Annotated in this window: 22 protein-coding genes; 8 read left to right on the forward strand and 14 right to left on the reverse strand. The window is 46.9% G+C overall.

What is annotated here, in order from left to right; all coding sequences use genetic code 11:
- Nucleotides 1–12: 12 nt before the first annotated feature.
- The 5 genes from BC792_RS03825 to BC792_RS03845 form a co-directional block, all read right to left on the reverse strand.
- Complete coding sequence (locus BC792_RS03825; protein ID WP_170249944.1) at nucleotides 13–2,172, reverse strand: sensor histidine kinase; 2,160 nt, start codon at nucleotides 2,170–2,172, stop codon at nucleotides 13–15.
- 31 nt (nucleotides 2,173–2,203) lie between these two features.
- Nucleotides 2,204–3,292, reverse strand: coding sequence for an Rv1355c family protein (locus BC792_RS03830; RefSeq protein WP_148907659.1), 1,089 nt, complete (start codon nucleotides 3,290–3,292; stop codon nucleotides 2,204–2,206).
- Nucleotides 3,293–3,305: 13 nt separating this feature from the next.
- Complete coding sequence (locus tag BC792_RS03835) at nucleotides 3,306–4,118, reverse strand: hypothetical protein (protein ID WP_148907660.1); 813 nt, start codon at nucleotides 4,116–4,118, stop codon at nucleotides 3,306–3,308.
- 966 nt (nucleotides 4,119–5,084) lie between these two features.
- The gene (locus BC792_RS03840) at nucleotides 5,085–5,276 is read right to left on the reverse strand and encodes a hypothetical protein (RefSeq protein WP_148907661.1); all 192 of its coding nucleotides are present in this window, start codon (nucleotides 5,274–5,276) and stop codon (nucleotides 5,085–5,087) included.
- 92 nt (nucleotides 5,277–5,368) lie between these two features.
- A complete protein-coding gene (locus BC792_RS03845; RefSeq protein WP_148907662.1) occupies nucleotides 5,369–6,112 on the reverse strand; it encodes a dienelactone hydrolase family protein in 744 nt (247 codons plus the stop codon).
- A 171-nt stretch (nucleotides 6,113–6,283) separates the two neighbouring features.
- Here BC792_RS03845 and BC792_RS03850 point away from each other — a divergent pair, with 171 nt between their 5' ends.
- On the forward strand, nucleotides 6,284–7,483 hold the full coding sequence (locus tag BC792_RS03850) for a metallophosphoesterase (protein WP_148907663.1): 1,200 nt from the start codon (nucleotides 6,284–6,286) through the stop codon (nucleotides 7,481–7,483).
- Between the two features lie 133 nt (nucleotides 7,484–7,616).
- A complete protein-coding gene (locus BC792_RS03855) occupies nucleotides 7,617–8,111 on the forward strand; it encodes a hypothetical protein (RefSeq protein WP_148907664.1) in 495 nt (164 codons plus the stop codon).
- A gap of 243 nt (nucleotides 8,112–8,354) precedes the next feature.
- Here BC792_RS03855 and BC792_RS03860 read toward each other — a convergent pair whose 3' ends face one another.
- The gene (locus tag BC792_RS03860) at nucleotides 8,355–9,332 is read right to left on the reverse strand and encodes an ROK family protein (RefSeq protein WP_148907665.1); all 978 of its coding nucleotides are present in this window, start codon (nucleotides 9,330–9,332) and stop codon (nucleotides 8,355–8,357) included.
- Nucleotides 9,333–9,699: 367 nt separating this feature from the next.
- Between BC792_RS03860 and BC792_RS03865 the strand changes: the two genes are divergently transcribed.
- Complete coding sequence (locus BC792_RS03865) at nucleotides 9,700–10,917, forward strand: mandelate racemase/muconate lactonizing enzyme family protein (protein WP_148907666.1); 1,218 nt, start codon at nucleotides 9,700–9,702, stop codon at nucleotides 10,915–10,917.
- A 454-nt stretch (nucleotides 10,918–11,371) separates the two neighbouring features.
- Here the strand turns inward: BC792_RS03865 and BC792_RS03870 are convergent, their stop codons facing one another.
- The 4 genes from BC792_RS03870 to cobA all read right to left on the reverse strand — a co-directional run bounded on the left by BC792_RS03870 (nucleotide 11,372) and on the right by cobA (nucleotide 18,522).
- A complete protein-coding gene (locus tag BC792_RS03870) occupies nucleotides 11,372–12,841 on the reverse strand; it encodes a rubredoxin (protein ID WP_170249945.1) in 1,470 nt (489 codons plus the stop codon).
- The gene (locus tag BC792_RS03875; RefSeq protein ID WP_148907668.1) at nucleotides 12,831–16,349 is read right to left on the reverse strand and encodes a nitrate reductase; all 3,519 of its coding nucleotides are present in this window, start codon (nucleotides 16,347–16,349) and stop codon (nucleotides 12,831–12,833) included. The genes BC792_RS03870 and BC792_RS03875 overlap by 11 nt, the downstream gene beginning before the upstream one ends.
- 9 nt (nucleotides 16,350–16,358) lie before the next feature.
- Nucleotides 16,359–17,669, reverse strand: a complete 1,311-nt coding sequence (locus BC792_RS03880) for an MFS transporter (RefSeq protein WP_148907669.1) — start codon at nucleotides 17,667–17,669, stop codon at nucleotides 16,359–16,361.
- 94 nt (nucleotides 17,670–17,763) lie between these two features.
- Entirely contained in the window at nucleotides 17,764–18,522 is a 759-nt protein-coding gene (cobA, locus tag BC792_RS03885; protein WP_148907670.1) for a uroporphyrinogen-III C-methyltransferase, read from the reverse strand.
- A 202-nt stretch (nucleotides 18,523–18,724) separates the two neighbouring features.
- Between cobA and nirB the strand changes: the two genes are divergently transcribed.
- The 4 genes from nirB to BC792_RS03905 are packed head-to-tail and all read left to right on the forward strand — an operon-like array spanning nucleotide 18,725 to nucleotide 22,897.
- On the forward strand, nucleotides 18,725–21,244 hold the full coding sequence (nirB, locus tag BC792_RS03890; RefSeq protein ID WP_148907671.1) for a nitrite reductase large subunit NirB: 2,520 nt from the start codon (nucleotides 18,725–18,727) through the stop codon (nucleotides 21,242–21,244).
- Between the two features lie 35 nt (nucleotides 21,245–21,279).
- Nucleotides 21,280–21,627 carry a nitrite reductase small subunit NirD gene (gene nirD / locus BC792_RS03895; RefSeq protein ID WP_148907672.1) on the forward strand — a complete coding sequence of 116 codons (348 nt, stop codon included), beginning with the start codon at nucleotides 21,280–21,282 and terminating at the stop codon, nucleotides 21,625–21,627.
- 43 nt (nucleotides 21,628–21,670) lie between these two features.
- Nucleotides 21,671–22,483, forward strand: coding sequence for a formate/nitrite transporter family protein (locus BC792_RS03900; RefSeq protein WP_148907673.1), 813 nt, complete (start codon nucleotides 21,671–21,673; stop codon nucleotides 22,481–22,483).
- A gap of 12 nt (nucleotides 22,484–22,495) precedes the next feature.
- Nucleotides 22,496–22,897: a hypothetical protein gene (locus BC792_RS03905; RefSeq protein ID WP_148907674.1), complete on the forward strand. Its 402-nt coding sequence runs from the start codon at nucleotides 22,496–22,498 to the stop codon at nucleotides 22,895–22,897.
- 72 nt (nucleotides 22,898–22,969) lie between these two features.
- On the opposite strand, the gene BC792_RS03910 is transcribed toward BC792_RS03905, so the two are convergent.
- On the reverse strand, nucleotides 22,970–23,659 hold the full coding sequence (locus BC792_RS03910; RefSeq protein WP_148907675.1) for a Crp/Fnr family transcriptional regulator: 690 nt from the start codon (nucleotides 23,657–23,659) through the stop codon (nucleotides 22,970–22,972).
- 70 nt (nucleotides 23,660–23,729) lie between these two features.
- Nucleotides 23,730–24,149: an NUDIX hydrolase gene (locus BC792_RS03915; protein ID WP_148907676.1), complete on the reverse strand. Its 420-nt coding sequence runs from the start codon at nucleotides 24,147–24,149 to the stop codon at nucleotides 23,730–23,732.
- A gap of 166 nt (nucleotides 24,150–24,315) precedes the next feature.
- Here BC792_RS03915 and BC792_RS03920 point away from each other — a divergent pair, with 166 nt between their 5' ends.
- Nucleotides 24,316–24,777: a ferritin-like domain-containing protein gene (locus tag BC792_RS03920; RefSeq protein ID WP_148907677.1), complete on the forward strand. Its 462-nt coding sequence runs from the start codon at nucleotides 24,316–24,318 to the stop codon at nucleotides 24,775–24,777.
- Nucleotides 24,778–24,857: 80 nt separating this feature from the next.
- Here BC792_RS03920 and BC792_RS03925 read toward each other — a convergent pair whose 3' ends face one another.
- On the reverse strand, nucleotides 24,858–25,052 hold the full coding sequence (locus BC792_RS03925) for a hypothetical protein (protein ID WP_148907678.1): 195 nt from the start codon (nucleotides 25,050–25,052) through the stop codon (nucleotides 24,858–24,860).
- A gap of 74 nt (nucleotides 25,053–25,126) precedes the next feature.
- Nucleotides 25,127–26,377, reverse strand: a complete 1,251-nt coding sequence (locus BC792_RS03930) for an aminotransferase class I/II-fold pyridoxal phosphate-dependent enzyme (RefSeq protein ID WP_148907679.1) — start codon at nucleotides 26,375–26,377, stop codon at nucleotides 25,127–25,129.
- Between the last annotated feature and the right edge of the window lie 34 nt (nucleotides 26,378–26,411).

The following is a 26,411-nucleotide window of genomic DNA, read 5'->3' on the forward strand; positions in this document are numbered from 1 at the left end:
AAGAACTGTCTATTATTTAGGTTGATTTACCGGCAGAACCAGTTTAAACGTTGTTCCACTACCCACTTCGGAGTCTATCTCTATCTTTCCGTGATGCCGTGCTATTGTATTATAGGCGATAGACATGCCAAGTCCGGTCCCTTCTCCCACACCCTTCGTCGTAAAAAACGGTTCAAAAATTTTATCCTGGATTTCAGCGGGAATACCGATACCATTGTCGCTAATTTTAATGAAGACCGTCTCATCCTCGTTTACGCCTGTTTCAATACTGAGTTCTCCGCCTTTCTTCTCCGGATACCGCTTATTAATTGCATAGACCGCATTCGTTAAAATATTCAGAAAAACCTGGTTAAGCTTTCCGCTATGACACTCAACCGGAGGCAGTTCACCCAGTCTTGTCTTTACATCAATACCGTCCCGTATTAAGCTTCCGATAATTACCATCGTAGACTCCAAACCTTCGTTTATATCCGCGTATTTGAATACATCTTCATCTACGCGTGAGAAAATACGCAAGCTTTTTACGATTTCTGCTGTGCGGTATGCGCCGTCATGCATGCCTTTCAACAGAAAATCAATTTCCGTTTTCAGGTAATCGATGTCCATTTCTTCCTTATAAGCAAGGATTTTTGAACGCTTGGCTGATAAGGACAAATCCTCCGTAAGTGCAATTCTTTCCACCTCCTCCAGTGTCTCCCAAAGCATGTTGACGTCCCGTTTTAATGGTCCTACGTTGGATGTCACAAAATTTATGGGGTTGTTGATTTCGTGGGCTACCCCTGCGGTTAGCTGCCCTAAAGACGCCATTTTCTCTGCCTGCACGAGCTGAGACTGCGCTTCCTTCAGGTGTGTTAACGTGACCTGCAGCGACTCGTTTGTCTCTGTTAAAGCCCGTGTCCGTTCTTCAACCTTTTGTTCCAGAACGACGTTCTGCTCGCGTATAAGACGGGCATGTTCCAATGAAATGGCCAGTTCCCTAGCCTGAGATTCGTCTTTTTCCTTGCGGTAGATATTAATTTTATCGCCTAAAGCGAAAGATAATAAAATAGCTTCAAAAACGGCCCCGATCTGTACAGCCCTAAGCGTAAAAAAGTTATAGGGAAGCACATTGTAGTCTTTAAGTACGTAAACCAAAACACCGATTAGAAAAACGCACCAGGCAAACAGGAAGTACCGCGTTTGACGGAATTTCTTTCTCGATAATTCGAATGCCAAAACAAGAACAATCGTCGATCCTCCTCCTGCAACAACGTTTACCATCTTGTGGGCGGGCGCAATAAAGCCTCCGATTAACAGCGCTATTGCTACGGCGTATCCCATTAAGAATATATTGAGCAAGATATTGAATCTCGGCGAATCCTTGGCCGTCTGGAGAAATGACTTCACAAAAAAGATCGCTGCGATGCCTGACATGGCGCCGGAAAACGTCAAGAGCCGGCTGGCCACCCACGTATTCTCGACAATCAAGAAACGGTTTAATAACCCTAGAACAGCCATTTGAGCGATCGCAACCCAAAAAACATAATTGACGTAAATGTGATAATGCGGCTCCCGCGTAGAGAAGTACAGAAAGATGTTGTACAAGATCATGGCCAACATTAACCCGATATAAATCGCAGAAAATATATCTGTCGTCAGAAGCGGCTGTAAAATTCCTTCAGTGCTATAGATCGAGATTGGCACTGAAAGCTGCGTGTTGCTAAACAACTTAAAGTAGCACTCGACCTGCTGATTTTTTTTTATGTCGATCTCGAACAAATAGAATTGGTGGGGATAAACTACTGCCTCCGATCTTTTTCCGAGCTGAACGCGGCTACTGTCAACAGATCCGTCTTCATATCGCCGGTAAAAAGTTACTTCATCGATGTTGGGATGGGACAGGTTCACAACGAGCCGCTCCTGATCGGACAGATTCTTAACCGAGAAACGGATCCACCGGTTGGCCTGTGAAAGCCCCAGATTGGGAACATCTTCCTTACAGCTTTTAAAGAGCGTCCTTTGGCCGGAAACATCCTTAAGCCCAAGCTTCCCAGTCGGATCAGTGAAGATAGAAACGAATTTTCCGATGTATTTAGAATCCTGGCCTTCTACAAAAGAAAAAACCTCGCTTGCCTGCATACGCGAAAACGGCACTAACAAAAATGCGAACAGGAAGAGCCACCTGCGTTTCATCTGTATACTCATACAATACCGAAAAAGAAACTTAAAGATTCTCACTACTTATCAGTTGGTCCAAATCTATATAATACCGGCCTGACGGCACGCGCTCGCCCAGCAAGATTCTGCGGCAGACAGCTGTCGTCATTGCCCCTCCCAAAACCACCTCAGAAGCCAATTGAGGCCAAGAAACAATCGTACGCCGGATTTCGGGAACGGATCGCTTCATTTTTAATGATAGTTTTTCAGCATCCACTATTTTCATAAGATATCGTCCTTTTTCTTCGGCCGACAAATTGGAGAGCTTAGCAGGAGTCAAATCGTCGGCCAGCCCATGGAAAACAGGCCGGCCAGGATCCAAATCAAATCGTTCGATGTCCAGCATCCCGCGGTCGTTCGTGTCCATCACAACCGGTATTTTCAGATCTTTAGCATAAAATCTACTCTCCAATTTAACATCAAAGCTATCACATACTTCGACCAGAACGTCCAAGCTCCCCTGCTCGTTAAAAAAGCGATCATAGTTGCTCCTATTGATCCCTTCGGGAAAAATTTCTACCTTCAGGTATGGGTCTATCTCCGCGATTTCCCTTGCAGCAATGACAACTTTTGGAACCGCGATGTTAAAAACGCCTGTCCGTAAGCGATTCATATTGCTGAGGTCCAATTCATCAAAATCAGCCAATCTCAAAACGCCGCAAACGCGCTCCATGGCTATTGTCAAGGCAATGGATTGTCCCACCGACAGCCCTATTATGCCTATTTTTTTCTGAGATAAAAGCTCCCGCTCGTCACCTGTAATTTTTAGCTGATTACGGTTTGTCCGTACTTCCACGAATTCCTTCTCTTCCAATATATGAACCAAGGTTTTACGCCATGGATAGTACACCCACACCCCATAGTCTTCTGCAGCCCGTCCACCAAGAATTTCCTCCATGTATTGTACCTCCCCCCCAGATGGTGCCGCTGCAGGATAACGGCATCGTATTAGTTCGTTCAGCTGTCTCTCTATCTCGTCGTATATGAATACGATTTCTCCGCTCTTTTTAAGCTCGTCCAGCCGAAGCGTATCCTGTTCGTCCGACATCCTAAAAAAATAAGGCTGGTAGGGGAATTTGGCTATTTGGTTCTTCATGCTATCTTTCTGGTTACATTATTTGTAGATCGTTCTCGTCAATATCTGCGTCGTCCGCCGTCCGCCGCGGCATTTTAGCAATAATCTCTTCCAGATCCCAATTCTTCAGATTCTTCAATTCAAGCTCGTAATGGATCTCTATTTGTTTCGAACGGAGCTCCTCTATTCTAACAATATCACCCTGATTTCTCAATGCCAGAATGGCGTCCCTGTTTTCCTCCGAGGCTAGCCCGAGGTCGTTGACATCGTCAAGAATCATGGTGGTAGCCAGAAGATCCAGTTTAGGATAATAAAACGTGCCGTTATTGCCGACACTTGTTTCCAGCCGGTATCCGACACTTTTGGTCAGATTGACAGTGTAGGGCGCACAAAGGGCAAACAACGACTTTATACCGATGTGCGGAGCTATTGCTATGGCGGCCCGCGTTAAAAAAATACTTCCGATCCCGTAGCCAGCTATTTCCCTCGAGTTCCAAAGACCACACCCTTCGCCGGTGCCCTCCTGAGCAAATTGCCAAACCAGATCAAAAATCCGCCCATCCATCTTTCCCGTTGCCTCTTCAATAGGGAGCGGCTGCGTTCCACCTGCTACATGTATCCGCGCTCCTCCATATACATTCTCGCCATCGAGAGACTCTACAATCAAAACAAAGGCAGCAGGATTATACATCCACTCGTTTTTCGATGATGTCACCTTTTCTACCCCAATTGCAGTCAGGACATGAGCATGCCCCTTTATAAAACGTTCACAAGTCTCCGGATCGTCAATAGCTCGAAAAGCCCTTAATCTGACCACCGGACGCTCTTCTTTAAATATCAGTGCCACGGAAATGGTTATAAATACTTGATTTGACGTACAAAACTAATCAATAAAAATTAAACATAATCGCGAAAGTTAATACTTTTGCGCATATTGAACATAAAAAATACCTCGTCCGGGAACCTTCCACCAGTAGGCACGTGTCTAATAGATATGCTGCAGTCGACTTGCGTGTCACGTCTATATCCTCCGCGTTAAATTAAAATAAAAAAAAATTTGCACTTAGTGTATAAAACACACTATATTTGTATCATCATAATTTAGGTTTAACCTCACTGTCATTTAAAATATTTTTTAAAAAAATTTGCACTTAGTGTATAAAACACACTATATTTGTATCATCATAATTTAGGTTTATAATTGGTTAGCTAAAGGTTTTCATTCTCCCCGTTTGAAAACCTTTTTTTATGCCTCTTACCGGCCTCCGCCCCCTCTTTCCTTTACCCGGTCTGCAGCTCACGTTCACTACCCGCAACCTCACTGTCATTTAAAATATTTTTTAAAAAAACTTGCACTTAGTGTATAAAATACACTATATTTGTGTCATCATAATTTAGGTTTATAATTGGTTAGCTAAAGGTTTTCATTCTCCCCGTTTGAAAACCTTTTTTTTATGCACTCCGGATGAGAGAAACTTAAAAAGAGAATTACATCATCCCCCCCGCCCCGCAAAGCTCAGGAACCATAGGACGCCCGCAATGTTTTTGATACGTGTTGTAGGAAGAGCGGATAATTAATTCGGAGATTGGTTCAGATATAGGCGTTCTTCGGCATCTCGATACGGGTCTTGGCGACGGCCGTGAACATCGGGGGCGACAACCGTGCGGCCCAACGAAAAGTGGACTAATAGTACCGTACCGTCAATGAACCATAGGAACATCAATAGCCGGCAAACAAAAATATAGGCATGAAACCATTGTGACTTATCAAAACCAGGGGTCTCGACAATCCCGGGAAACCAAAGAGATACAGCTAACGAATTTTATGTAAAATCCGTTGTATGGCACACCACTCCTGGTATTCCGCCTCGTTCCATGCAGTACGAAACTTATTTAACAGCTCGGAAGAACGTTTCCGAAGGCGATCAAAATCATCGACCTTTAACTCGCCAAAGGAAAAAGAATAATTCTCCGTCTGCTGCTGATTTAAAAACTGCCTTTCCATAACCTCTATTTAACACAGTCAAATTTAGCCAGTTACAGTTAAAAAACCGTAAAAAACAGATTAAAAAATAATTAAAATCTCCGTACCTCCAATTAGTGGAGAACTTCTTCCAAGAAAAGGAGCGTGTGTTTCCAGGCTCTTCTCGCCATTACCTCATTATATTCCGGAGAATCCGGATTCGTGAATGTGTGGCCACAGCGGGCATAGGTTATAAGCTGCCAGTCGGCGCCGCCCTCGTCTAACTCTTTAAGCTGCGATTTGAGCGCTTCGGCACTTACACTTTTGTCCTCAGCAGGATGTTCAATGAGTACTTTTGCCGTAATAGCATCCGTTGGACGGTCGGCCGCCTTACCCAACCCGCCGTGAATAGAAACCACACCTTGAACAGGCAGTTTTCCACGCGCGGCTTCTAGGGCACCCGTACCGCCAAAACAATAGCCGATGACGGCAATCTTGTCCGGCAACGCCCCCAATCGCTTTAGTTCGGTCAATGCCACGGCAATACGCCGCTGATATGCTTCGTAATCTTTCTTGTAGTATCCCGAGATTTTAGCGGCCTCGCTGTTGTCTGACGGCGTATTGCCCTTCCCGTATATATCAGCTATGAACGCTATGTACCCTTGTTCCTCCAAAGCCAGGGCCGCGCTTTTTGCTTCCTGATCTATACCTTTCCATGCCGGAAGAATTAATACCCCCGGACGTTTTTTTCCGGTATTCCCGGTTACTAAACCTTCTAATGATTGATCGCCATCTGCATAGACCACTGGCTGCAGCCCTTGCGACTGAGCCGACAGTACGGTAAACAGAAAGATTCCACAAATCCATACGTTTTTCATAATTGTCTCTTTAAAGGAAAACACCTGCTCATCACGATTGTTTTAACCGTTTTAAAACAATGATGATGTTGCCACCATCGTCTTAACCAAGATAGACAATTTGTTATTTTCCTCTGCTGTTTAAAGTAATTTTGCTTTTATACCGTCTCTATTATAACAATCCAAGCGACGATGGCAAATAGACTACTTTTCATACTTTTACTTTTTTTGGTTGCCGATGTTTATTTTTATCAGGCCATAGCCATGCTTACACAGATCTCTCTAATCCGCGTACTGTATTGGTTTCCAGATGTTTTACTGATAACAGGTATTACCCTGGCCATATCGGCCCGCCGGCTTGGCCGCAGCGCACAGAACATGATGTCATGGCTGATTACAGGTATGCTATTGGCATTCGTTCCAAAATTATTCGCGTCGCCCATATTGCTGGCCGAAGACGTATTCCGCCTATTCCGGGGTTTCCCTCCGAGGAATATCTATATCAGCGAGGCGACAGTTGCCGTCGCGGGAATTATCTTTCTGATTTTTTTGTTCGGATTAACACGCGGAAAGCACTTTTATCGGATCAGAAGGGAGACATTGTACTTTCCTGACTTACCCGAAGCTTTCGATGGTTTTACCATTACGCAGTTATCTGATATACATTCTGGGAGCCTGCGCGACCGCAAAGGCGTAAAAAAAGGAATAGAGCTAGCCAACGCTCAAAACAGCGATCTTCTTCTGTTCACCGGCGATCTTGTTAACAATATGGCTTCGGAAATGGATCCCTGGATAAGCGATTTTGCGAAGCTCAAAGCGCCCTATGGAAAATATGCCGTGTTAGGAAACCACGACTACGGAGATTACATCCGTTGGACAAGCAGTCTTGCAAAGCACGAGAACCTCCGGCGACTTAAGGAAATACATGCAGAACTAGGCTTCAATCTATTATTAAATCAGTCCGTGACCCTTCGCAAACAAGGGCAAAGCATTGCCCTGATCGGGGTCGAAAACTGGGGAAAGGGCGGATTTCACCAGTACGGCGACTTGGAAAAGGCGCTGAAAGGTGTTGCTGATGATTCTTTTAAAATTCTACTGTCCCATGATCCCTCTCACTGGGACGAGGTTACTGTCGACCATAATCAGCATATACATCTCACACTGGCCGGACATACACATGGTTTACAGTTCGGGATCGAGCTATTCGGATTCAAGTGGAGCCCTATCCAATATTTTTACCGACAGTGGGCGGGCCTTTACACCAAGGACGGCCGATACCTTTACGTGAATAGAGGCTTCGGGTACCATGGCCTTAATGGACGGGTTGGAGTCTGGCCTGAAATCACGGTGTTAACACTAAAAAGGAACGAGGGGACAATTGCAACAGCCTAATCGGGAACCCAAAGGACCGATAACTTTCGGTACCCTGTATTTTTCCGAGAACAATTAAGCATCGTCCGCTGTTCTACTGGTGAAGAATTTTTTAGGAGATCGCCGCCGGCGCAGATTTTTTTAGTACACAGTCATGGACATAGATTTAAGAATCGACAAATACGACTTCCACTATGAGTTTAGGAAGAATCCATCAGCATTTAACTGGGGCTTCCATCCTGAACGTATGATTATCCGAAACGAAGGACTTCGTACACGTAATGGCGAATTGTACGAGCGCTATCTCAAGGCCGTCTTTCCCGAACGTTGCAAGGATGAAATGAACGATTTCTGGCGTATTTTAGAAGGACTTAAACAAGTTACCGGCCAAGAAGCAAAAATCATTTTCGACCAGCACGGACTAAACATTGTTAAATCAGACATATGCTGGGAGGAGGAAGACGCAATCTTTGTCCCGGGAAGGGTTCCTGACGAGGAAATAGAGTACCTCATCGAAGACGAGGAACTTATCCTTAATAGGATTTATGCCGATTGGGTAACAAGTCGGCATACGCTCTGGCTGGACACAAGCGATCTCGCGTTGGAGAGAACGTCGGGTCTCTCCTCCCTTACGCCATCCATTTCCTAGATATGCACAAAAAGCAAGCGCACCCCTCGACTATTTGATTCGTCACCGGCATCATAAAAGCCTCTGGTACCGATCCCGCATACTGTCCCGCGTTTGTCTTCCGACGGAAGGGACAAAACGAGGGACCGCTCTCTTGAGCAGCCCCTAACAAAGGTGGCTGGCTGTTAGTCACATGCTGGAAGCGGCAACGCCCTTTCCTCACCTTACACCTGTTTCTGTTGGCGCTTACGAAACTACCGGTTTCTATTTTGATTTCTGTTCCCAAACCAACGCGCTTGCCCCAAGAATGGCCGCATCAGCCTCATCCAGTTCACTAAAGACGAGTTTAACTTTGTCCCGGAAAATCGGAAGTAAATTCCTTTCCATATGCAGTTTAGCTGGTTTTAAGATGAAATCTCCTGCTTTAATAACGCCCCCGAAGAGAAGAATGGCTTCGGGCGAAGAAAACATCACAAAATTGGCCAATGCTTCACCGAGCTTTTGCCCCGTATAACGGAATACCTCGATGGCTATAGGATCTCCTTTTGACGCACATTCGTACACGGTTTTCGAATTGATGGCGTCTTCCGGATACTGGTTGAGCATAGAACTGGGAAACTCGGCCCGCATTTTTTTCGCTGTAATGGCAATACCAGTAGCAGATGCATATGCTTCGAGACTTCCTTCAGACCCCGTGCTCCAATGTTTCCGCCCTCCCGGCTTGACGATGGTATGCCCTAGCTCTCCTGCAAAGCCATCGTGCCCATATATTAAACTACCATTGGCTACAATACCGCTTCCCACTCCCGTTCCAAGCGTAATCATAATGAAGTCTTTCATTCCTCGGGCTGCGCCAAAAAGCATCTCCCCCAATGCAGCGGCATTCGCGTCATTCGTGATGGAGCAGGGCAGTGCGAATTTCGCGGTTATCAGATCAGCAAAAGGAATGATCCCTTTCCAAGGCAGATTCGGAGCTTGTTCGACAGTCCCGGTATAATAATTGCCGTTAGGAATTCCGATTCCGACCCCATCAAAACTTGCTTTCGTTCCAAATTTTTCAATCAACGGCCGGATGTTTTCATATAGCGCATCGACAAAGTCTTCCACTTCGGCATAATCATCCGTCTTTATCCGCCCTTTTTCAAGTACCTCTCCGCGATGATTAACGACTCCAAATTTTGTATTAGTACCGCCCACATCTATACCCAGGGCTACGCGTCCCGACAAATCTGTTAGTGACATTTCTCTTATTTAAATTAGCAAATACTTAAAACTATAAAAAAAATTGGTAAAAACGAGCAGGAGACGGAATCCGTGCGTAGACTTCAACCGTTTTGACTTTTTATTTACAAAACATCGAAGTGCCGTTATCGCTTTTCCTTACTGGCCACCGTTGGTACTGCGCTGTAGCTTATAACGGTATTTGAAGATTTAAGTTCCTACACTCCGGGGCAAAATCAATGCCTTTTTTATTTTTTTTGTTAAATTGCAGATGCCGTTATAAACAACTGAACTTAAACCCGCTAATGATGTATCAGCGATACCTTGAAACTCTTAATGCCGATATGACTGCCAACCTACTACGCACACGAATAACAATTATTTACATATGAAAAGAAGAAAATTCCTAAGAGCCGTAAACATCGGCGTAGCCACCACCTTATTGAGCGGCCCAAAATTATTTGCTGTCCCTGAGCTGATTCCCTTCCAAGAAGGATCCCAGCATAAAGACTTAGCGGATCACACCATCCGGCAAATAAAGTTCTCCTCGGTACGTCTCCAGTATCCCCGCCTGGTAGGAAAAAATGCTAGACTCGACATACATGGTTTCGGACCAAGGGTGGATATATGCGTTATTGAAACCGACCAAGGTGCCCGCGGCTGGGGGTCGTTACGCGGATCCCGACGGACTGCAGAACAGCTCGTAGAAACCCTGAAAGGAAAAAAAATTACAGACGTTTTCCGTCCGGACATTGGCATTCTAGACGCTGCGCTTATGCCGTTTGACACTGCGCTGCACGACCTCGCAGGTATAATTGTCGGCAAACCGGTCTACGCCATGCTTGGAAAAGAGCAGCCTCTTCTTTTCGACTGTTACAGTGGAATGATTTATTTTGACGATCTGGAACCGTCCCATGCCCCGGGAGGAATCGACAAGATATTAGAAGAATGTGCATACGATTACAAGCTCGGCTATCGCCAGTTCAAGCTCAAAATAGGACGGGGCAATCGCTGGATGCCCTTCCACCAAGGTCTTCAGCGGGACATAGAAGTTACCAAAAAGGTCGCGGAAGCATTCCCTGATTGCCAAATTCTGGTAGATGGAAACAACGGTTTCTCCGTAGACGAGTTCATCGCCTATATGAAGGGCATTTCGGGCGTTCAGCTGTTCTGGATAGAAGAACCTTTTCATGAAACGGTAGCCGACTACCAGCGACTGAAAGCCTGGCTGAACAGCGAGGGCGTCAATACGTTGCTCGCCGACGGAGAGGCCGACCCCGACCAGGAACTTCTCCGCGAGTTGATTAATCAGAAACTCCTCGATGTACACTTAACAGATATCGAGGATCTCGGCTTTACCAATTGGCGGAAACTCTTACCAGAGCTGCAGAAATTAGGTGCAAAGGCGTCTCCGCACGCGTGGGGATCGTTGCTTAAGACGCACTATACCGCCCATCTTTCGGCAGGGTTAGGAAACACCGCTACAATAGAAGGCGTTACGAGTTCGTCCGATGATGTTGACCTATCGGGATATAAACTGGAGAACGGAAAGCTCGTCCCTCCGTCGACGCCCGGTTTCGGAATGAAGTTACAGCTCCAGGTCTAGAAAGTGCCGACGCGGAGCGGCAGGATAACGCCTCCGATATAGCCTGGCTACGTTCGAGCGTGTCACAGGATAGAAGTACTTTCGTGGCTGTTGGTCTTTCCCGTCATGAAAGTTCTTCATCGTCTCCTGCGTATAACCAGGGAAGAGCCGTTTAGCACAATATCCGCCATCAATACCTCACTGATTTACGACAGTAAAACTGAGATGTGTTGCTGTTTTAGTCCGCCTTCCTGGTCTAAGATGACAACGCCATCCCGATTGTCCGTTTCTCTTAACCTCTAAACCTCGCAAGACGACATCATTACAGCCTTCTAGACTCCGTCATTGCAACAGAGGTGCACTCTACCGGTACGCCCGGATGCTGTTCAGGATCGATTACTCACGCAGCGTCCCCGGCAATCCCCGCCGTACTCCCTTCTCTAAATCAGATTAATAACAGACCTATCAAACAGCATCAGGACCTGGTCAACAGTCTAAAGCTATTCCTCGCTGCCCCACACACACTACAGATATAACCCGCTGGCAGATCAGCAAACGGCACACCGGCCGGCACGGCCTGTGTAAGATCGCCCCACGACGGGTCATACCGCGTTAAGCAACGTTGGCACTGATAGATAACCACAGCTTCTCCTTCTTCGTCTACCACCACCGGTGCAACATCTTCGTTTGCCCGCGGTCTCGATAGCTCCTGAAATATGTAAAATTCATCGCACAGTCCGATTAGTTCGGAACAAAGATCTGCTCTTTTTACACGATCCCGGTATACGATAAGGTCTTTCGAATTCGGATTAAAGTCAGATGTCCGTTGAATCTGGTACCAGCTCCTCTCCCCGGCTCCGCTAAGGTAGCGTAAGATCACCGATCCCCATACGCCTGTTTTCCCATGAATTTTTATCCCGAAACAAAGCTTATACGTACGGACGTCCAATGCGTTCAGCTCTCCGACTAACTGATGTTTCAGCATAATACCGTCCAGATTATAGTCTTCTGTTTGCCAATTCAATTCATTCAGTGCATGCCGCAGGTTGATACGATGTTTATCCAATATAGCGTCCCACTCCGATCTGTCCCCGGGCAGAATGTCCTTGATGATGATCGATTTCCAGGGCGTTGTATATACCTGCCCGACCCTATTGCGAATACATATGGTGCAGATATCTTTTAAAAAAGCAACCGTAAACGTTTCCGACCGCCGATACACCCCAAGCCATAAGCGATCCTGGTATGCATTGAAACCTTCGTAGTAAGGCAATTTAAAAAGCTGCTCTATGAAAGGCTGGGACAGCGAATGAAAATGGAACTCCCCGGAATCGGCTGCCAATCGCTCCATTCGCCTTCCCAGCTCTTCCCCCGCTTGTGGTATATCAACAACGGTCTGCAACAACGGTGCTTCCAGAAACTTACACAACCCGGCTATATCATCAGAATATACCAACGTTGACCACCGGTAAAAGATGTTGGTACCGGGAAACCGAATATGTAAAAACCAATAATTGCCCATCTCTGCTGTCAGGAAGTTAAGATTCCCTGTGCTGTAGGGCGTAAACGACTGCGTCGAGTCCATTAGATTCACCTTCAATCGGGGCGCAAAATCAAAGCTATCTAAAATATCTTTATACACCCCCTCCCTTATCCACGCAGCATCCGTGAAAATACCATCAGCTACATAAGAACTCACAATATTAGGGTAAGCATCTTGTCCAACTTCATACGTTAGCTCCTGGTTAAGCAAAACATATTCCAGCTCCTCCAGCTGCGCTTCCGACACATCAAAATATAGCTGCTGTCGAGCCCCAAATCTAACATGGACGATGCCCGCGTCGGCGAGCGCTTGCAACAAACCGTCCAGATATCCCACAGAAACAGCGCCTCCGGACAGGTTGATCTTCACAAACGTCATCTGTCCAGCAGCTTTACAATCCATACGGCTGCGCCTCCTTCGCATACATCAGGCATCTTTCCATTATTGCTCCCACCTCAGGACGGCAAGACCCACATCCCGTTCCAGCCCCTGTTGTTTCGCATAGACGCTGCATATCGGTACAACCCTCCCTAATCTTTTTCTCCAGGTTACCTTCGCCCACTTGGCTACAGCTACACACCAGCCGTCCGATAACAGGCTCTCTCATGTCTCCGCTGCGGAGCAGCTGCAATCTTTTCTCGCTCAGTTCCGTTCTGTTGGCGATTAGATCTTTAAATTCGACGAACTCATTCTTATCACCAATCAGTATAGCTCCAACCAGTCGATCCTGATAGACGATACACTTCTTATAAAACCGTTTGGCCTTATCAATAAACACGATTTCTTCATACGTCTCGTCAGGAGCCTCAACCAACCCTATACTACAAAGATCAAATCCCTGTATTTTGATGATATTCATAAACAGACTTCCTTTGTAATAGCTACTTACGTCACCATGAAGGTAGCCCGCGACAACGGCAGCCTGTTCCTCCGCCGCGGCCGTAATACCGTACAATGTCCCCTCAAACTCAGCAATTTCGCCGATTGCATAAATAAACGGATCGCTGGTCTTCATGTAATGGTCCACGATCACACCCCGCCTACAATGCACCCCGGCTTCTTTCGCCAGCTCGATATTGGGCGTCGTCCCAATAGCAAGGATGACTGCGTCACATTTAATTTGCCGGCCGCTTTTCAGCTCGATCCGATTTAACTTATTCCGTCCGTAATAGAGCTGCACTTCATCGTTATAGAAAATATCACACCCTTGATCAACCATCTCTTCATGCAGAAGCTGACTTCCGAGCGAATCTAGTTGCCGATTTAAAAAGCGTGACACACGTTGCACGATCGTAATCTTAACCCCCACCTCCCGAAGAGAAGCAGCCATCTCCAACCCCAACAAACCGCCTCCGACAATAACAACGTGCGACTCCGGGGATAGGTATCTTTTTAGCCGGTCGGCATCCGTACGGCGCCTCATAGTAAAAATACCCGACAGCTGCGGCACATATTTTGGAAGGGCAGACCTACTTCCCGTCGCCAGAATAAGTACATCGTAATTTGTCCGTATACCCCGCGAGTCCCATACACACTTATTTACCCGATCAATGGACGTTACCTGTACTCCCCGAACATGACATATGTCAAAAATAGCTTCTTCCTCGTCTTTCATTTTGACAAGCTGCTCCCATTGCATTTCACCGCTAACGTAGTGAGGCAGCATAACACGGTTATAAAAAGGTAGATCTTCGTTGCTGAAAACGATAATTTCGTCTGTTTTGTTGACCGCACGATACGATTTAACAAAACCGAACGCACCTGCCCCCGCACCAACGATTACGACGCGCTCCGTAGCCTTAATATGCCGTTCTACGCGTACTGCACAGTACTTGAAATCGGGCTCCTTCGATATCGGGTCGACCAGATTATTTGTTAGGTTATTGGCCCTATTTAGGTCGGAATCGAAAACCTCTCCCCAATGCATAGGAAGAAAAACCACCCCCGGCTTAATCGACGCGCGGACACGGGCCTTCACCCTGACACTCCCCCGTAAAGAAGAAACGTTGACAAGACAGCCATCATCAATACCCAGTGAATCAGCATCCACAGGATGAATTTCCAAATAGGCTTCGCTGATATGTTGACTAAGCTTACTCACCTTACCCGTCTTCGACATGGTGTGCCATTGATCGCGAATCCGCCCTGTCGTCAAAACAAGGGGATACTCTTTGTTAGGCAACTCGCTATGGAAGTCAGCCGGCGGACTGTGTATGATGGCCTTGCCGCTCTCAGTATAAAATCTTTTGTCTTCAAAAAGACGGGCAGTTCCTTTCTTTCGGCGCTTCTGAAATGGCCATTGCACTGTTTTCATACTGTTGATGACGCTGTAATCGAGTCCATCGATGCTGATGTTCGTTCCCACCGTTGAACGCACGTGCTCTTTATAAATATCTTCAGCGCTGCTATATACGAAGCCATGGTACCCCATCTTTTGGGCAAACCTGCACAAAATATCCGCATCAGGAAGTGCCTCTCCCGGCGGGTCCACAAACTTTCTCACGTGGCTTATTCTACGTTCAGAATTTGTCATAGTCCCTTCTTTTTCGGCCCACGCTGCAGCGGGTAAAATCACATCGGCATACTTCAACGTCTGCGGTTTATCCGAGATCTCTTGTACGACAACAAACTTGGCTTTTGCCAGCCCCTCTTCCACCAGGCGTGCGTTCGGCATGCTTGTCAACGGATTGGTACACAGTATCCATATTGCTTTTAACCGTCCATCCTGCAATGCATCGAACATCTCTGTGGCAGTCAGGCCGGGCACTTTACTGACCGTCGTCCCAGACCAGAAGCGCTGCAGTTCGGCCCGGTGTTCGTCGTTATCCAGGTCGCGATGAGCCGGTAATAGATTGGCCAGCCCCCCTACTTCGCGCCCGCCCATAGCGTTCGGCTGTCCGGTAAGGGAAAACGGCCCGCTACCGGGTTTGCCGACCATTCCCGTGATCAGGTTTAGGCTCATTAGACTCAGATTTTTGTTTACCCCGATAACACTTTGGTTAAGCCCCATTGTCCACATCGTTAGAAAAGCTTTTGAATCGCCGATGAATTTCGCAGCAAGCTCGATATCGGCTGCAGAGATTCCACAGATCGCCGCCGACTGCGTCAACGTCTGCTCCATAACGCGTTCCTTATATGCATCATACCCCTCGACATGGGAACGTAAAAAGTCTAAATCCACTCTACCCTGCTCAATCAAAAGCCGGCCCAGGGCATAGTTTAGCACCATGTCGGTTCCCGGGTTAATCTGAAGGTGCAAGTCGGCTATGCTACACGAGTCGGTAACCCTCGGATCCACAACAATAATCTTAACATCCGGGTTCCTCGTCTTGTGGGCCTCGACCCGCCTCCACAGGATCGGATGACACCAGGCCGGGTTGGCCCCCTCAACTAAAAGACAATCTGCCAGCTCGATGTCGTCATAACAGATGGGAACACTATCTTCTCCGAATGTTTTCTTATACGCAGCCACGGCGCTGCTCATGCACAGCCGGGAATTGGTATCTATGTTGTTTGTCCCGATAAAACCTTTCACCAGCTTGTTCAATACGTAATATTCTTCGGTGAGACATTGTCCAGAAGCATAGAACGCAACTGAGTTAGGGCCATATTGATCAATAAATGCTTTGAACACTGCAGCCGTACGTTCCAATGCCTCGTCCCAGGACACCCGCTCCAAGGGCATGGACCTATGATAACGCATCTGCGGATACAGTAACCGATCAGAGCGGTCATTTACCGTATACTGCAGGTTGAGCCCCTTACTGCAGAGCTTCCCTTCATTAACAGGATGATGCTTATCGCCTATTACGGAGACCGTATTATTTTTGTCTACGCGTACCTCCACCCCGCAGCCGACTCCGCAATAACAACACGTACTCGTTTCCGGCCTGTCCTTTTCTCGATTCATCACATTTAATTAGCTTTGTAAATCCAACGACATCTGCTGTTTCACGGGCTCCTGTCTGGCTTGAAACCGTGTGACCAGGACAACGATGCCAATAATCGACACACCTATTCCGATGTATTGGAATGCGTCGGCATATGTCATACTTTCTGATTTGAAAAGGAAACCTACGAGCATCGCGCCAGCGTTTCCCCCGGCTCCAACAATGCCGCTTACAACACCTATATTATCTTTATTGACGAACGGAACAATACCATAGGTACATCCGTTGGCCATCTTTAGAAATAAGGCAAATAGCAGCATGGTAATAATAGCTAGAATGAGCGTATCCGAAGCTGAGAACAGATGTATCCCGACTCCCTCGAGCAAGAGCAGAACGCCCAGCAGCATCCCCTTCCCACGCATTCCGTAGGAACGGCCTACCTTGTCACTGACAATCCCGCCTAATGCACGCGCAAAGAGGTTCATCCCTCCAAAAATACTGGCCATAGCCCCTGCCATAATGAGTCCGGTATCAAAGCGGTCTATAAAAAATGTAGCTGCAACATTATCAACAGTGATTTCAATTCCGAAACAGGCAGCATAGGCCAATGTGAGTACCCAAACACGGTAATCTTTGAGCGCAAGAAGAAAGGTTCCTTTACCTTTTGGCCGGGCTTCCCTGCGCTTCAGTGATTCATGGAAGTTACCGGAAGGAGTGTCCTGCGTATATTTATAATAAATCCAGGCCATAACCAACAGGATGACTCCCGGCACTATCATAGCCACCCGCCACGAACTCTCTTCGCTTACCAACCCGAGCCCCGCAAAAGATGCCGCAACCAGCGGCATCACCAAATTTGTTACACCACCTCCGAGGTTTCCCCACCCCCCCGTGACCGCATTAGCCGTCCCCACCACCTCGGGGGCAAACATCATTGATGTATGAAACTGTGTAATTACAAAGGAGGCACCGACGATACCGATCAGAAATCTAAAAAGCAGAAACGTCTCGTAACTGTTACTTAATCCGATACACATAACAGGTATAGAGCCCGCTACCAAAAGAATCGTATACGATATCCGGGGACCTAACGTATCACACATCTTTCCCACAAATAGCCTGGCCAATATAGTGGCCGAGACGGATGCTATTATAATATTCCCTATTTCGTTCTTTGTCAGGTGCAGCTGGTCGCGGACGAGCGGCATCAACGGGGCAACACCGAACCAGCCAAAAAAGCAGAAAAAAAAGGTTATCCACGTAATGTGGAATGTACGCATCTGAATGCCCCTAAAGGAAAAAATACGAAGAGCGGTAAGAGGTTGCAATTGTTCTTTCATAATGGAGATGGATTTTTGTAGTTAGTAGTTTCTATTATTTATCGTATTAAGCTGGAGAGGAGGCTGTCGCGCTGACAACACGAGAAAACTGTTTTTAAACGACACACCTGTCCTTAGCAGCAAGAGCACGGGCATATTGCAGGTTGACAACTTCGCCGATAACGATGATAGCGGGATGGCCCAGTGCGTGTTCCTGACTGGCAGACACGAGATCGGCCACCTTGCATAATGCCTGCTTTTGCTGAGGAAGAGTTGCATGCTGAATAATCGCCGCCGGCGTATCCCCCTTCCCATATAACACGAACATCCGGGCGATTTCGTCGAGTTTCCGCATCCCCATATAAATGACAATGGTAGAGCGACTCTGGACAGCGAGCTGTAAATCTTTTGAAAAACTTCCGTCCTGCTTCATCGCTGTCAACGCCCAAACCCCGTCGCTTGTTCCGCGATGTGTCAACGGAATCTCGCTCATCCCCACGCCCTGCATACTACTTATTCCGGGAACATATTCAACCTCAATTCCAATTTGCTTCGCGTACATCCATTCTTCAAACCCACGTCCGAAAATATACGGATCTCCGCCTTTTAACCGCACCACCCGATCATAACGACCACAATAGTGTGTTATGAAATCATGAATCTTCTGCTGAGAGACGTATGCACCGTAAGGATCCTTACCCACGTAACATGTAATGCAATCTTTCGGTATGATCTTCAAAATTTCCGCACTGACAAGGTTGTCGTACAAGACAACTTGTGCCTTTTTTATTATTCTTAACGATTTAACCGTCAACAGATCGACATTTCCGGGCCCAGAACCAACTATAAACAATTTTTTATTACATGTTTTCATAAAAAACAACATTAAAAAAACATAACTAACACCAAATCTATAAAAATTAAACAATAAAAATCACATAAAATCACAAATTATCACAAAATAAGATTAAAAAATATTACAAAAATCATGTTTTATTTGATTTTATAAATTTTATTTACATAAATTAGCGATAGAAAACAGAAAACAATCAGTTTTTCAATAAAAAAACGTCAATATGAAAAACAAAACGGCAGTAATAATCGGAAATGGCATGGTCGGAAACCGGTTTTGCGAAAAAATAAAGCTAAAACTACCCGATATTAACGTAATAGTCTTTAGTGAAGAGCCAGTTCGGGCATACGACAGGGTGCATTTGACAGACTACTTCAAAATCCCTTCCATGGAAGACCTTTTCCTGACTGAAAACGAGTGGTATACCCAAAATAATATTCAACTTCATTTAAATGACCCCGTCGTCGCGGTTGACAGAAGCAATAAAAAGGTACGCTCACTGACGGGAATAACGTGCAACTACGATTACCTGATTTTTGCCACCGGCTCAGCCGCTTTTGTCCCACCTATAAAGGGAACAGAGAAGGAAGGCGTTTTTCTGTATCGCACAATTGAAGATCTAGACCTGATAAAAACATATGCTAAACGCGCTAAACGGGGAGCTGTCATAGGCGGCGGCTTATTGGGACTGGAAGCCGCCAAAGCACTTGTCGATCTGGGGATGGAAGAAACGACGGTTATTGAGTTCGCGCCGCGATTAATGCCCCGGCAAATCGATGACACGGCCAGTACTGTCCTACAACACAAGCTTAATGAACTTGGCCTGACATGTTTATTGCAAAAATCAACAAACGAACTGGTCGGAAATGAACGCCTGACAGGCATCTCATTCCAGGACGGAAGCTATTTAGACAGCGATATCCTCATCATATCTGCAGGCATACGCCCCCGGGACGAGCTGGCAAAAAAAATAGGCCTTGCAACAGGCGACCGGGGAGGCATTCTGGTCAATGCACAGATGCAGACATCCGACGGATCCATATATGCTATTGGAGAATGTGCCCTGTTCAATGATATGATATACGGCCTGGTGGCCCCCGGATACGAGATGGCCGAGGTAGCAGCGTCACACATTGCTGAAGAAGGAAAGATGTTTAAGGGTTTCGACATGAGCACCAAGCTGAAACTGATGGGAGTGGATGTAGCGAGCTTTGGCGACCCCTTTATCAGTGAGCCATATGCACGTACCATCGTTTTGGAAGACAGAAACAAGGGTATATACAAAAGGTTAAATATCAGTACGGATGGCACCCGTCTTTTAGGAGGGATTCTAGTTGGCGAGGCTACAGCTTATAATATGTTGCTGCAAACGGTAAACAACAACCTCCCTCTTCCTGAACACCCGGAACAATTGCTTTTTGGAGAGCAGACCACAGGCAAAAAGACCGCAACCGGCTTAGTAGCACTTCCCGACGAAGCTTTAATATGCAGCTGCGAAGGTATCACTAAAGCGCAGATATGCGACGCCGTTGCAACGAAAAACTGCGAAAATGCTGAATCGGTGAAATCCTGTACCCGTGCCGGCTCTGGTTGCGGTGGATGCGTACCGATGGTTAAAGATCTGATTGCACACACCATGAAGCTGCAGGGAAAATACATCCGCACAACAATATGCGAACATTTCGATTTCAGCAGACAGGAACTTTTTGACCTGATCAAGATACATGGATTGAGAAGCTACGACCAAGTGCTGGACCAACTGGGCAAAGGAGACGGATGCGAAGTGTGCAAACCGCTGGTTTCGTCCTTACTTGCCAGCTGTTGGAACGAAATGATCCTACGGCGCGGAAACGATGTAGCCCAAGATAGCAACGACCGTTATCTTGCAAACATTCAACGTGGCGGAACCTACTCCGTCGTCCCCCGGATTCCGGGAGGCGAAATCCTTCCGGAGAAGCTGATCGTCATCGGAGAAGTCGCTAAAAAATATGGACTATACACTAAAATCACGGGCGGTCAGCGCATTGATCTGTTCGGGGCTCACCTCAATGACCTCCCCGCGATCTGGGAAGAACTAATTGCAGCCGGCTTTGAGAGCGGCCATGCCTATGGTAAAGCATTGCGGACTGTCAAAAGCTGCGTTGGCAGCACATGGTGCCGATTCGGCCTTCACGACAGCGTGTCTTTTGCCATCCGCATCGAAGAACGCTACAGAGGATTGCGTGCGCCGCATAAAATCAAGTCGGCAGTGAGCGGCTGCATACGGGAATGCGCCGAAGCACAGAGCAAGGATTTCGGCATCATTGCAACAGAGAAAGGATGGAACCTGTATGTTTGCGGAAACGGCGGAAGCAAACCTCAACACGCTTTGCTCCTTGCAAGTGATATTGACGAAGAAACCTGCATCAGATACATTGACCGTTTTCTGATGTTCTACATCCATACGGCCGACCCGTTAACGCGTACAGCCACTTGGCTCAACAAGATGGACGGCGGGATAGACTACCTCAAAAACGTCATTGTAAACGACAGTTTAGGAATGGCCGAAAACTGGGAACAGGAGATGCAAGGCCTGGTTGACGCGTACCAATGCGAATGGAAAGTCGCCGTGAACGACCCCGACATACGCAAGCGTTTTGTACACTTCGTCAACGCTCCCGACGAGAAAGACAGCAACATACGGTTCGACGAACTCCGTGGTCAAAAGAAGGCGGCCGACTGGAACACGCCATCACTCATCTAAAAGACGGAAAAACCGCAACTCAAAATAAATACGCTATGCAAACACTTATCAACACACAATGGCTGGAAGCCTGTCGCGTAGAAGACACCATAGAAAATGGAGGCGTATGCCTAAAACTCAACAACGAACAGATTGCCCTGTTTCATTTCAGCAGAAGAAACGAATGGTACGCCACACAGAACGAATGCCCCCACAAACGGCAGATGGTTTTAAGCCGCGGAATGCTCGGCTCCCTTGGCGAGACACCAAAGGTAGCCTGTCCCTTCCATAAGAAAACTTTCGCACTGGACACCGGAGAATGCCTCTCCGGCGATGAGTGCGCCATAAAAACTTATCCGGTCAAGATTGAAAACGGCCTTGTTTACATCGGTATAAACGAATAATAGTGGCGTCAGCCTCGATTTTTAACAACAAAGCTACAGCAGTATGGATTACATTAGCCCCAAAGAAGTTGCCGGCGCCATGATGAGCACCGCCATACACAAATCTAGTCTCTCTATCAAAGATCTTTTAATCCGTGGCGCACTATCAGGCGCACTGTTAGCCATATCCGTCACATTGGCATTAATGGCCACGTCGCAGACCGGACTCAGCCTAGTCGGCGCATTCGTCTTTCCGGTTGGATTTGTAATTATCGTCATACTAGGACTTGAATTGGTAACCGGGAGCTTTTCGCTCGTCCCGCTGGCTTGGTTCGAAGGAAAAATTGGCTGGAGGCCCATGGTAAACAACCTCTTTTGGGTTTTCGTCGGAAACCTTATCGGAAGCACCTTATTCGCTGCTCTTTTTTGGGCTGCCAGCACAGAGACAGGACAGCTGAGCCAGCTTGGCGCGATTGAGCAGTCGCTCATCGCTGTCGCGGAGAAAAAGACCCTTGGCTACGGTCGACATGGCAGCTCAGGGCTCTTCACCGCTTTTGTCAAAGCCGTGCTATGCAACTGGATGGTATGCATGGGCGTCGTCATGTCAATGACATCCAAATCGACTCCCGGAAAGATATTGGCTGCCGGCATTCCCATATTTATTTTCTTCGCGCTGGGATACGAGCATGCAGTGGTAAATATGTTCGTCATACCAGCCGGAATGATGTTTGGCGCAAATATCAGCGTATCGGATTGGTGGCTTTACAACCAGCTAATTGTCACAGCAGGAAACATCGTCGGCGGTCTCCTATTCACCGGCATGGCTATCTATTATACGTACAGCACGAAAGAGCAGACATCCATCCCCCAACCTTAAGACGGAAAATAGATGAACCAGCACGCCAAAATGATAGGCCTGGCCTTAATCGCCGTCCTGTGGGCCAGTTTAACATCCGCACAAGAACAACGGATAACCCCAGCCCTTTTCGAAGGGGCAGCCATTGTTGGCTACGCCGACCGGGGCGCCTATATAAACTGTGTCGGCCCGGCTGTTAAATACAGCTTTTCGAAAAATGCTGTTTTCCTGGGCCTTCTGCCCACATTAAAAATTAAAAGAGATAATACCGGTGACGATAAGCCCAGGAACAGTTTTATAACTCCAACATTAGGATTCGGCGTGACTTTCATACACAGGCACCTTGTCCTGCAGCTTCCTTGCTTCTATACTCCAAAAACAACAGTTGAAGATGGGAGGTGGCAACCGGGCGCCGGAATCGGCTATAAATTTTAACAGCGAAGTTCAATTAGAGGGATACAACAGGAGAAAACCAAAGCAGGGGCAGTGGGCACCCCTGCTCTCCGCTTAACTTTCTTCGGCTACTATCTTCAGAGCCTGTATGTTGCGCAAAAAGATTTTTTTTCCTTTCAAAACAACAAGGCCCTGAGCAACAAGCTCTCCCATTGCCCTGTATACGGTCTCATAAGTAGTACCGATATATGCTGCAAGATCCGTTTTACTCAACGTTAACCCGATATAACCGTCGGCCGCAGCATCTCCAAACAACCGGTATAAAAGTAACAGGCTCCAGGCTATGCGGCCCTTGACCGACAGCCGGACGTTATTACACATCCTCTGTTCCGAAAGTTGGAGCTCATCCGCATAAAACAGCATCAGCTGATAACTCAAAGTCGGATTAACGCGCAAAGACAGGAAGAAAAAATTTAGATCAACAAAACAAAGCTCCGTTGGCTCCAGCGCGGTAGCAGCTATCGGATATACGTCATGATGCGAGGTAACCCCTCTATGCCCCACGATATCGCCCTTCTTTGCAAACCGGACAATCATTTCCTTTTCACCCCATCGTCGGTGAACCTTAACTATCCCGCTTTGAACAAAGAAAACACCCTTTACAGCTTCGCCCTCGGCGATAAATTGCTGACCTTTCCTCAGCTTGATAGTTGTTCTATTTAGCGCTATTTGGCCGCGCCAGTCTTCCAGCGTGTGCCTGCACATGAAACAGGAATGGTCGCAATTATGCGCTTTTTTTTTCATTCAAAACCCCTTATCCTTTGTAGCCAACTCACACGCCGCAACACGTGAGAACGGACTAAAGCTAATCTATTTACCCCGGAAAAAGACCCGCATCCGCTAATATATCGAACGCCTTAATTACACCTTCTACCTGAACCGGCTCCCGGCTGTATTCCGACCGGGAAAAATACCTGACCCCACCAATCTCCGCCCCCGGAACGACATCATTCAGCAAAGGATATAAAAAACAATCTTGCTCCATTATCAATCCGATCTCGCCGTACGCCGGCGCCGATATGTGAGCAAAAAGGCGGAGGTCTTCCCGGTTAAGATCTACACCCAGCTCTTCCTTGACCTCTCTTATCAACGCTTCTTCTGATGTTTCACCAGCGTCTATTTTTCCGCCGGGCAGATACCACGCTTTTTTATTATTACTGAAAGCCAGCAATAACTTATTGTCCCGGATCGTCAGCAGACCTGCGGTAGGTAGCTTTTTTGTTGTCTTTTGCATCTGGCTCAAAGATATAGCTTTTAACAATAAACTCATGCCTGCATTGTAAAAAACCAGGCGGCGGAACCCGGATAAATACCTACTTGGGTATGTTAAACACCTTTTTTTACTCAAAATCTCAACGGATTGGATAAAAGAGTTGTCCTTAAAAAAAAAGGAACGCATTATGGAAAATACAGCTGAAAAAAACGCCACATTGTTAAATGACCTTATTGAAATCAACAATGACCGCATTGAAGGGTACACAAAGGCCATCGAGCTGGTCGACGCTACGAGCGATGCGGACATCATAGCGCTCTTCGAACGCTTTAGACAACAGTCGCAACAGTTCAAAAACGAGCTGACCCCATTGGTAATAAAAGAAGGGGAAGAGCCAACCGAGAGCACTCGGCTAACCGGAAAGCTCTACCGTCTGTGGATGGATGTCAAAATAAACATTCAAGGACACGACCGGAAAAGTATATTGGCTTCCTGTGAAAAAGGGGAAGACGTATTTAAGAAAGTGTACCAGGATGTCCTCGAGGATATAGATGAGATAGACGAAAGAATCCTAGCGGTAATAGAAAGTCAGGCTGAAGTACAGCTACTTGCCCACAACGAAGTGAAGGCGCTCCGCGACAAGGCCTAACCGGAGGGACAGAGCCAACGAGCTAAGGAGACTCATATAGAGTCTCTTTTGTGCTTATCCATTCCCCTATTGCTGATCGCTCAAAAGATTGCGTAGCAAGGTGTTCCCAACAGCCATATAGCCGCACTGACACTGTCTATTTCCCCACCCTCCATAGAGGCGTGGCCGATTTCAGCACATACATTTTCCGGCAGAGCTCCCCCGGATTGCTGCTCCCCAGGCATGGGATAGGCAACGTCGTCTTTTTGATCATGTTGCATTTCTTCGTTCTTCATAGTTCGCCTTTCTTTTAGGTCAAAGCTAAAAGCAATCGTGACAACCTCATGTCAGCAGCGCTACGCGACATTTTTTATCTCCGCACACCAGGGCCCACCCTTTTTACGACCGACTCTATTACATCCAGCGTCGTGTCAAGCTGCTCTTTGGTATGAAGCGCGGACAAACTCATCCTTATACGGGCATCTTTTTTTGAAACGGCGGGGTACAGAATAGCGTTAGCATAAATTCCCTGCTTAAAAATCTCCTTGTTCACCTCAACGGTAACGATCGGGTCGCCGAATTTTAACGGGATAATAGCCGATTCGGTATTTCCAATATCAACCCCGATGTCGATTAGGTTCATTTTGAAATAAGCCATATTTGTGTTAAGCCGCTCTTTCCAATGAGGTTCCTCATCGATAAGTTCGATAGCTTTGACAATGCCCAACGTCGTCGCTCCTGCCGTTGCCGAGAATATTTGCTGCCGGGACTGGAATTTCAAAAAAGATGCGTTTTCAGGACTACAGATGACATAACCGCCAATGGCTCCAAACGTCTTACTAAACGTACCTGTTAGAAAGTCGACCTCCGACAACAGACCAAGATCTTCTAATGCCCCGCGCCCTGTCTTCCCCAAAACGCCGATACCGTGGGCATCATCGACCATGAGGTAAACATTGTACTTCTTCGACAAGGCCACGATCTGATCCAGAGGTGCGATATCTCCGTCCTGTGAATACACCCCATCGACTATGATCATGCGTGTTCGGTATAGCCCCTCTGTGTTTTTCAGTATACGTTCCAGACTTTCCATATCGTTGTGCATAAAGGTTTTCTTATTCGTTAGAAGACACCCTTCGTGTACACTCGCGTGCACGGCCATGTCAACAATCGCCAAATCTTCCTTTTGCAGTAGACATTGTAAGGACGCACTATTAGCCGTATAGCCCGTCGTGTAAATGACCGAGCAGTCGTCCTCTCTATCGAAGAACGCCGCAATTTTTTTCTCCAGCAGGCGGTGGTAGTCAAAAAAGCCTCCTATTAACGGCGACGCGCCAGCACCGGTACCATATTCTTCGATCCCACGGATCGCGCTGGCTTTAATTTCCGGATGTTGTGTAAAACCTAGATAATCGTTAGACACGTAGCTGATAAAGCGCTCTCCAAACAAGCTATCCAGTTTCATTTCCGAATTACAACCGCTTTTCCCCACGACGCGGTAGCTTTGGTAATCATCAAACCCCATATATGTAAGATATTGTTTGAATATCTTGGAGCGTTCAGCAAGGTCCATACCTGGGATGTTTTCGAAATCTTTGAAGGTGAGTCTGTCGAAGTTCATAACTTAATTAATATTTGATTAATAAAAAAACCCG

Origin of the sequence: Sphingobacterium allocomposti (assembly GCF_008124885.1) — a bacterium.
In the GTDB taxonomy this organism is placed as follows: domain Bacteria; phylum Bacteroidota; class Bacteroidia; order Sphingobacteriales; family Sphingobacteriaceae; genus Sphingobacterium; species Sphingobacterium allocomposti.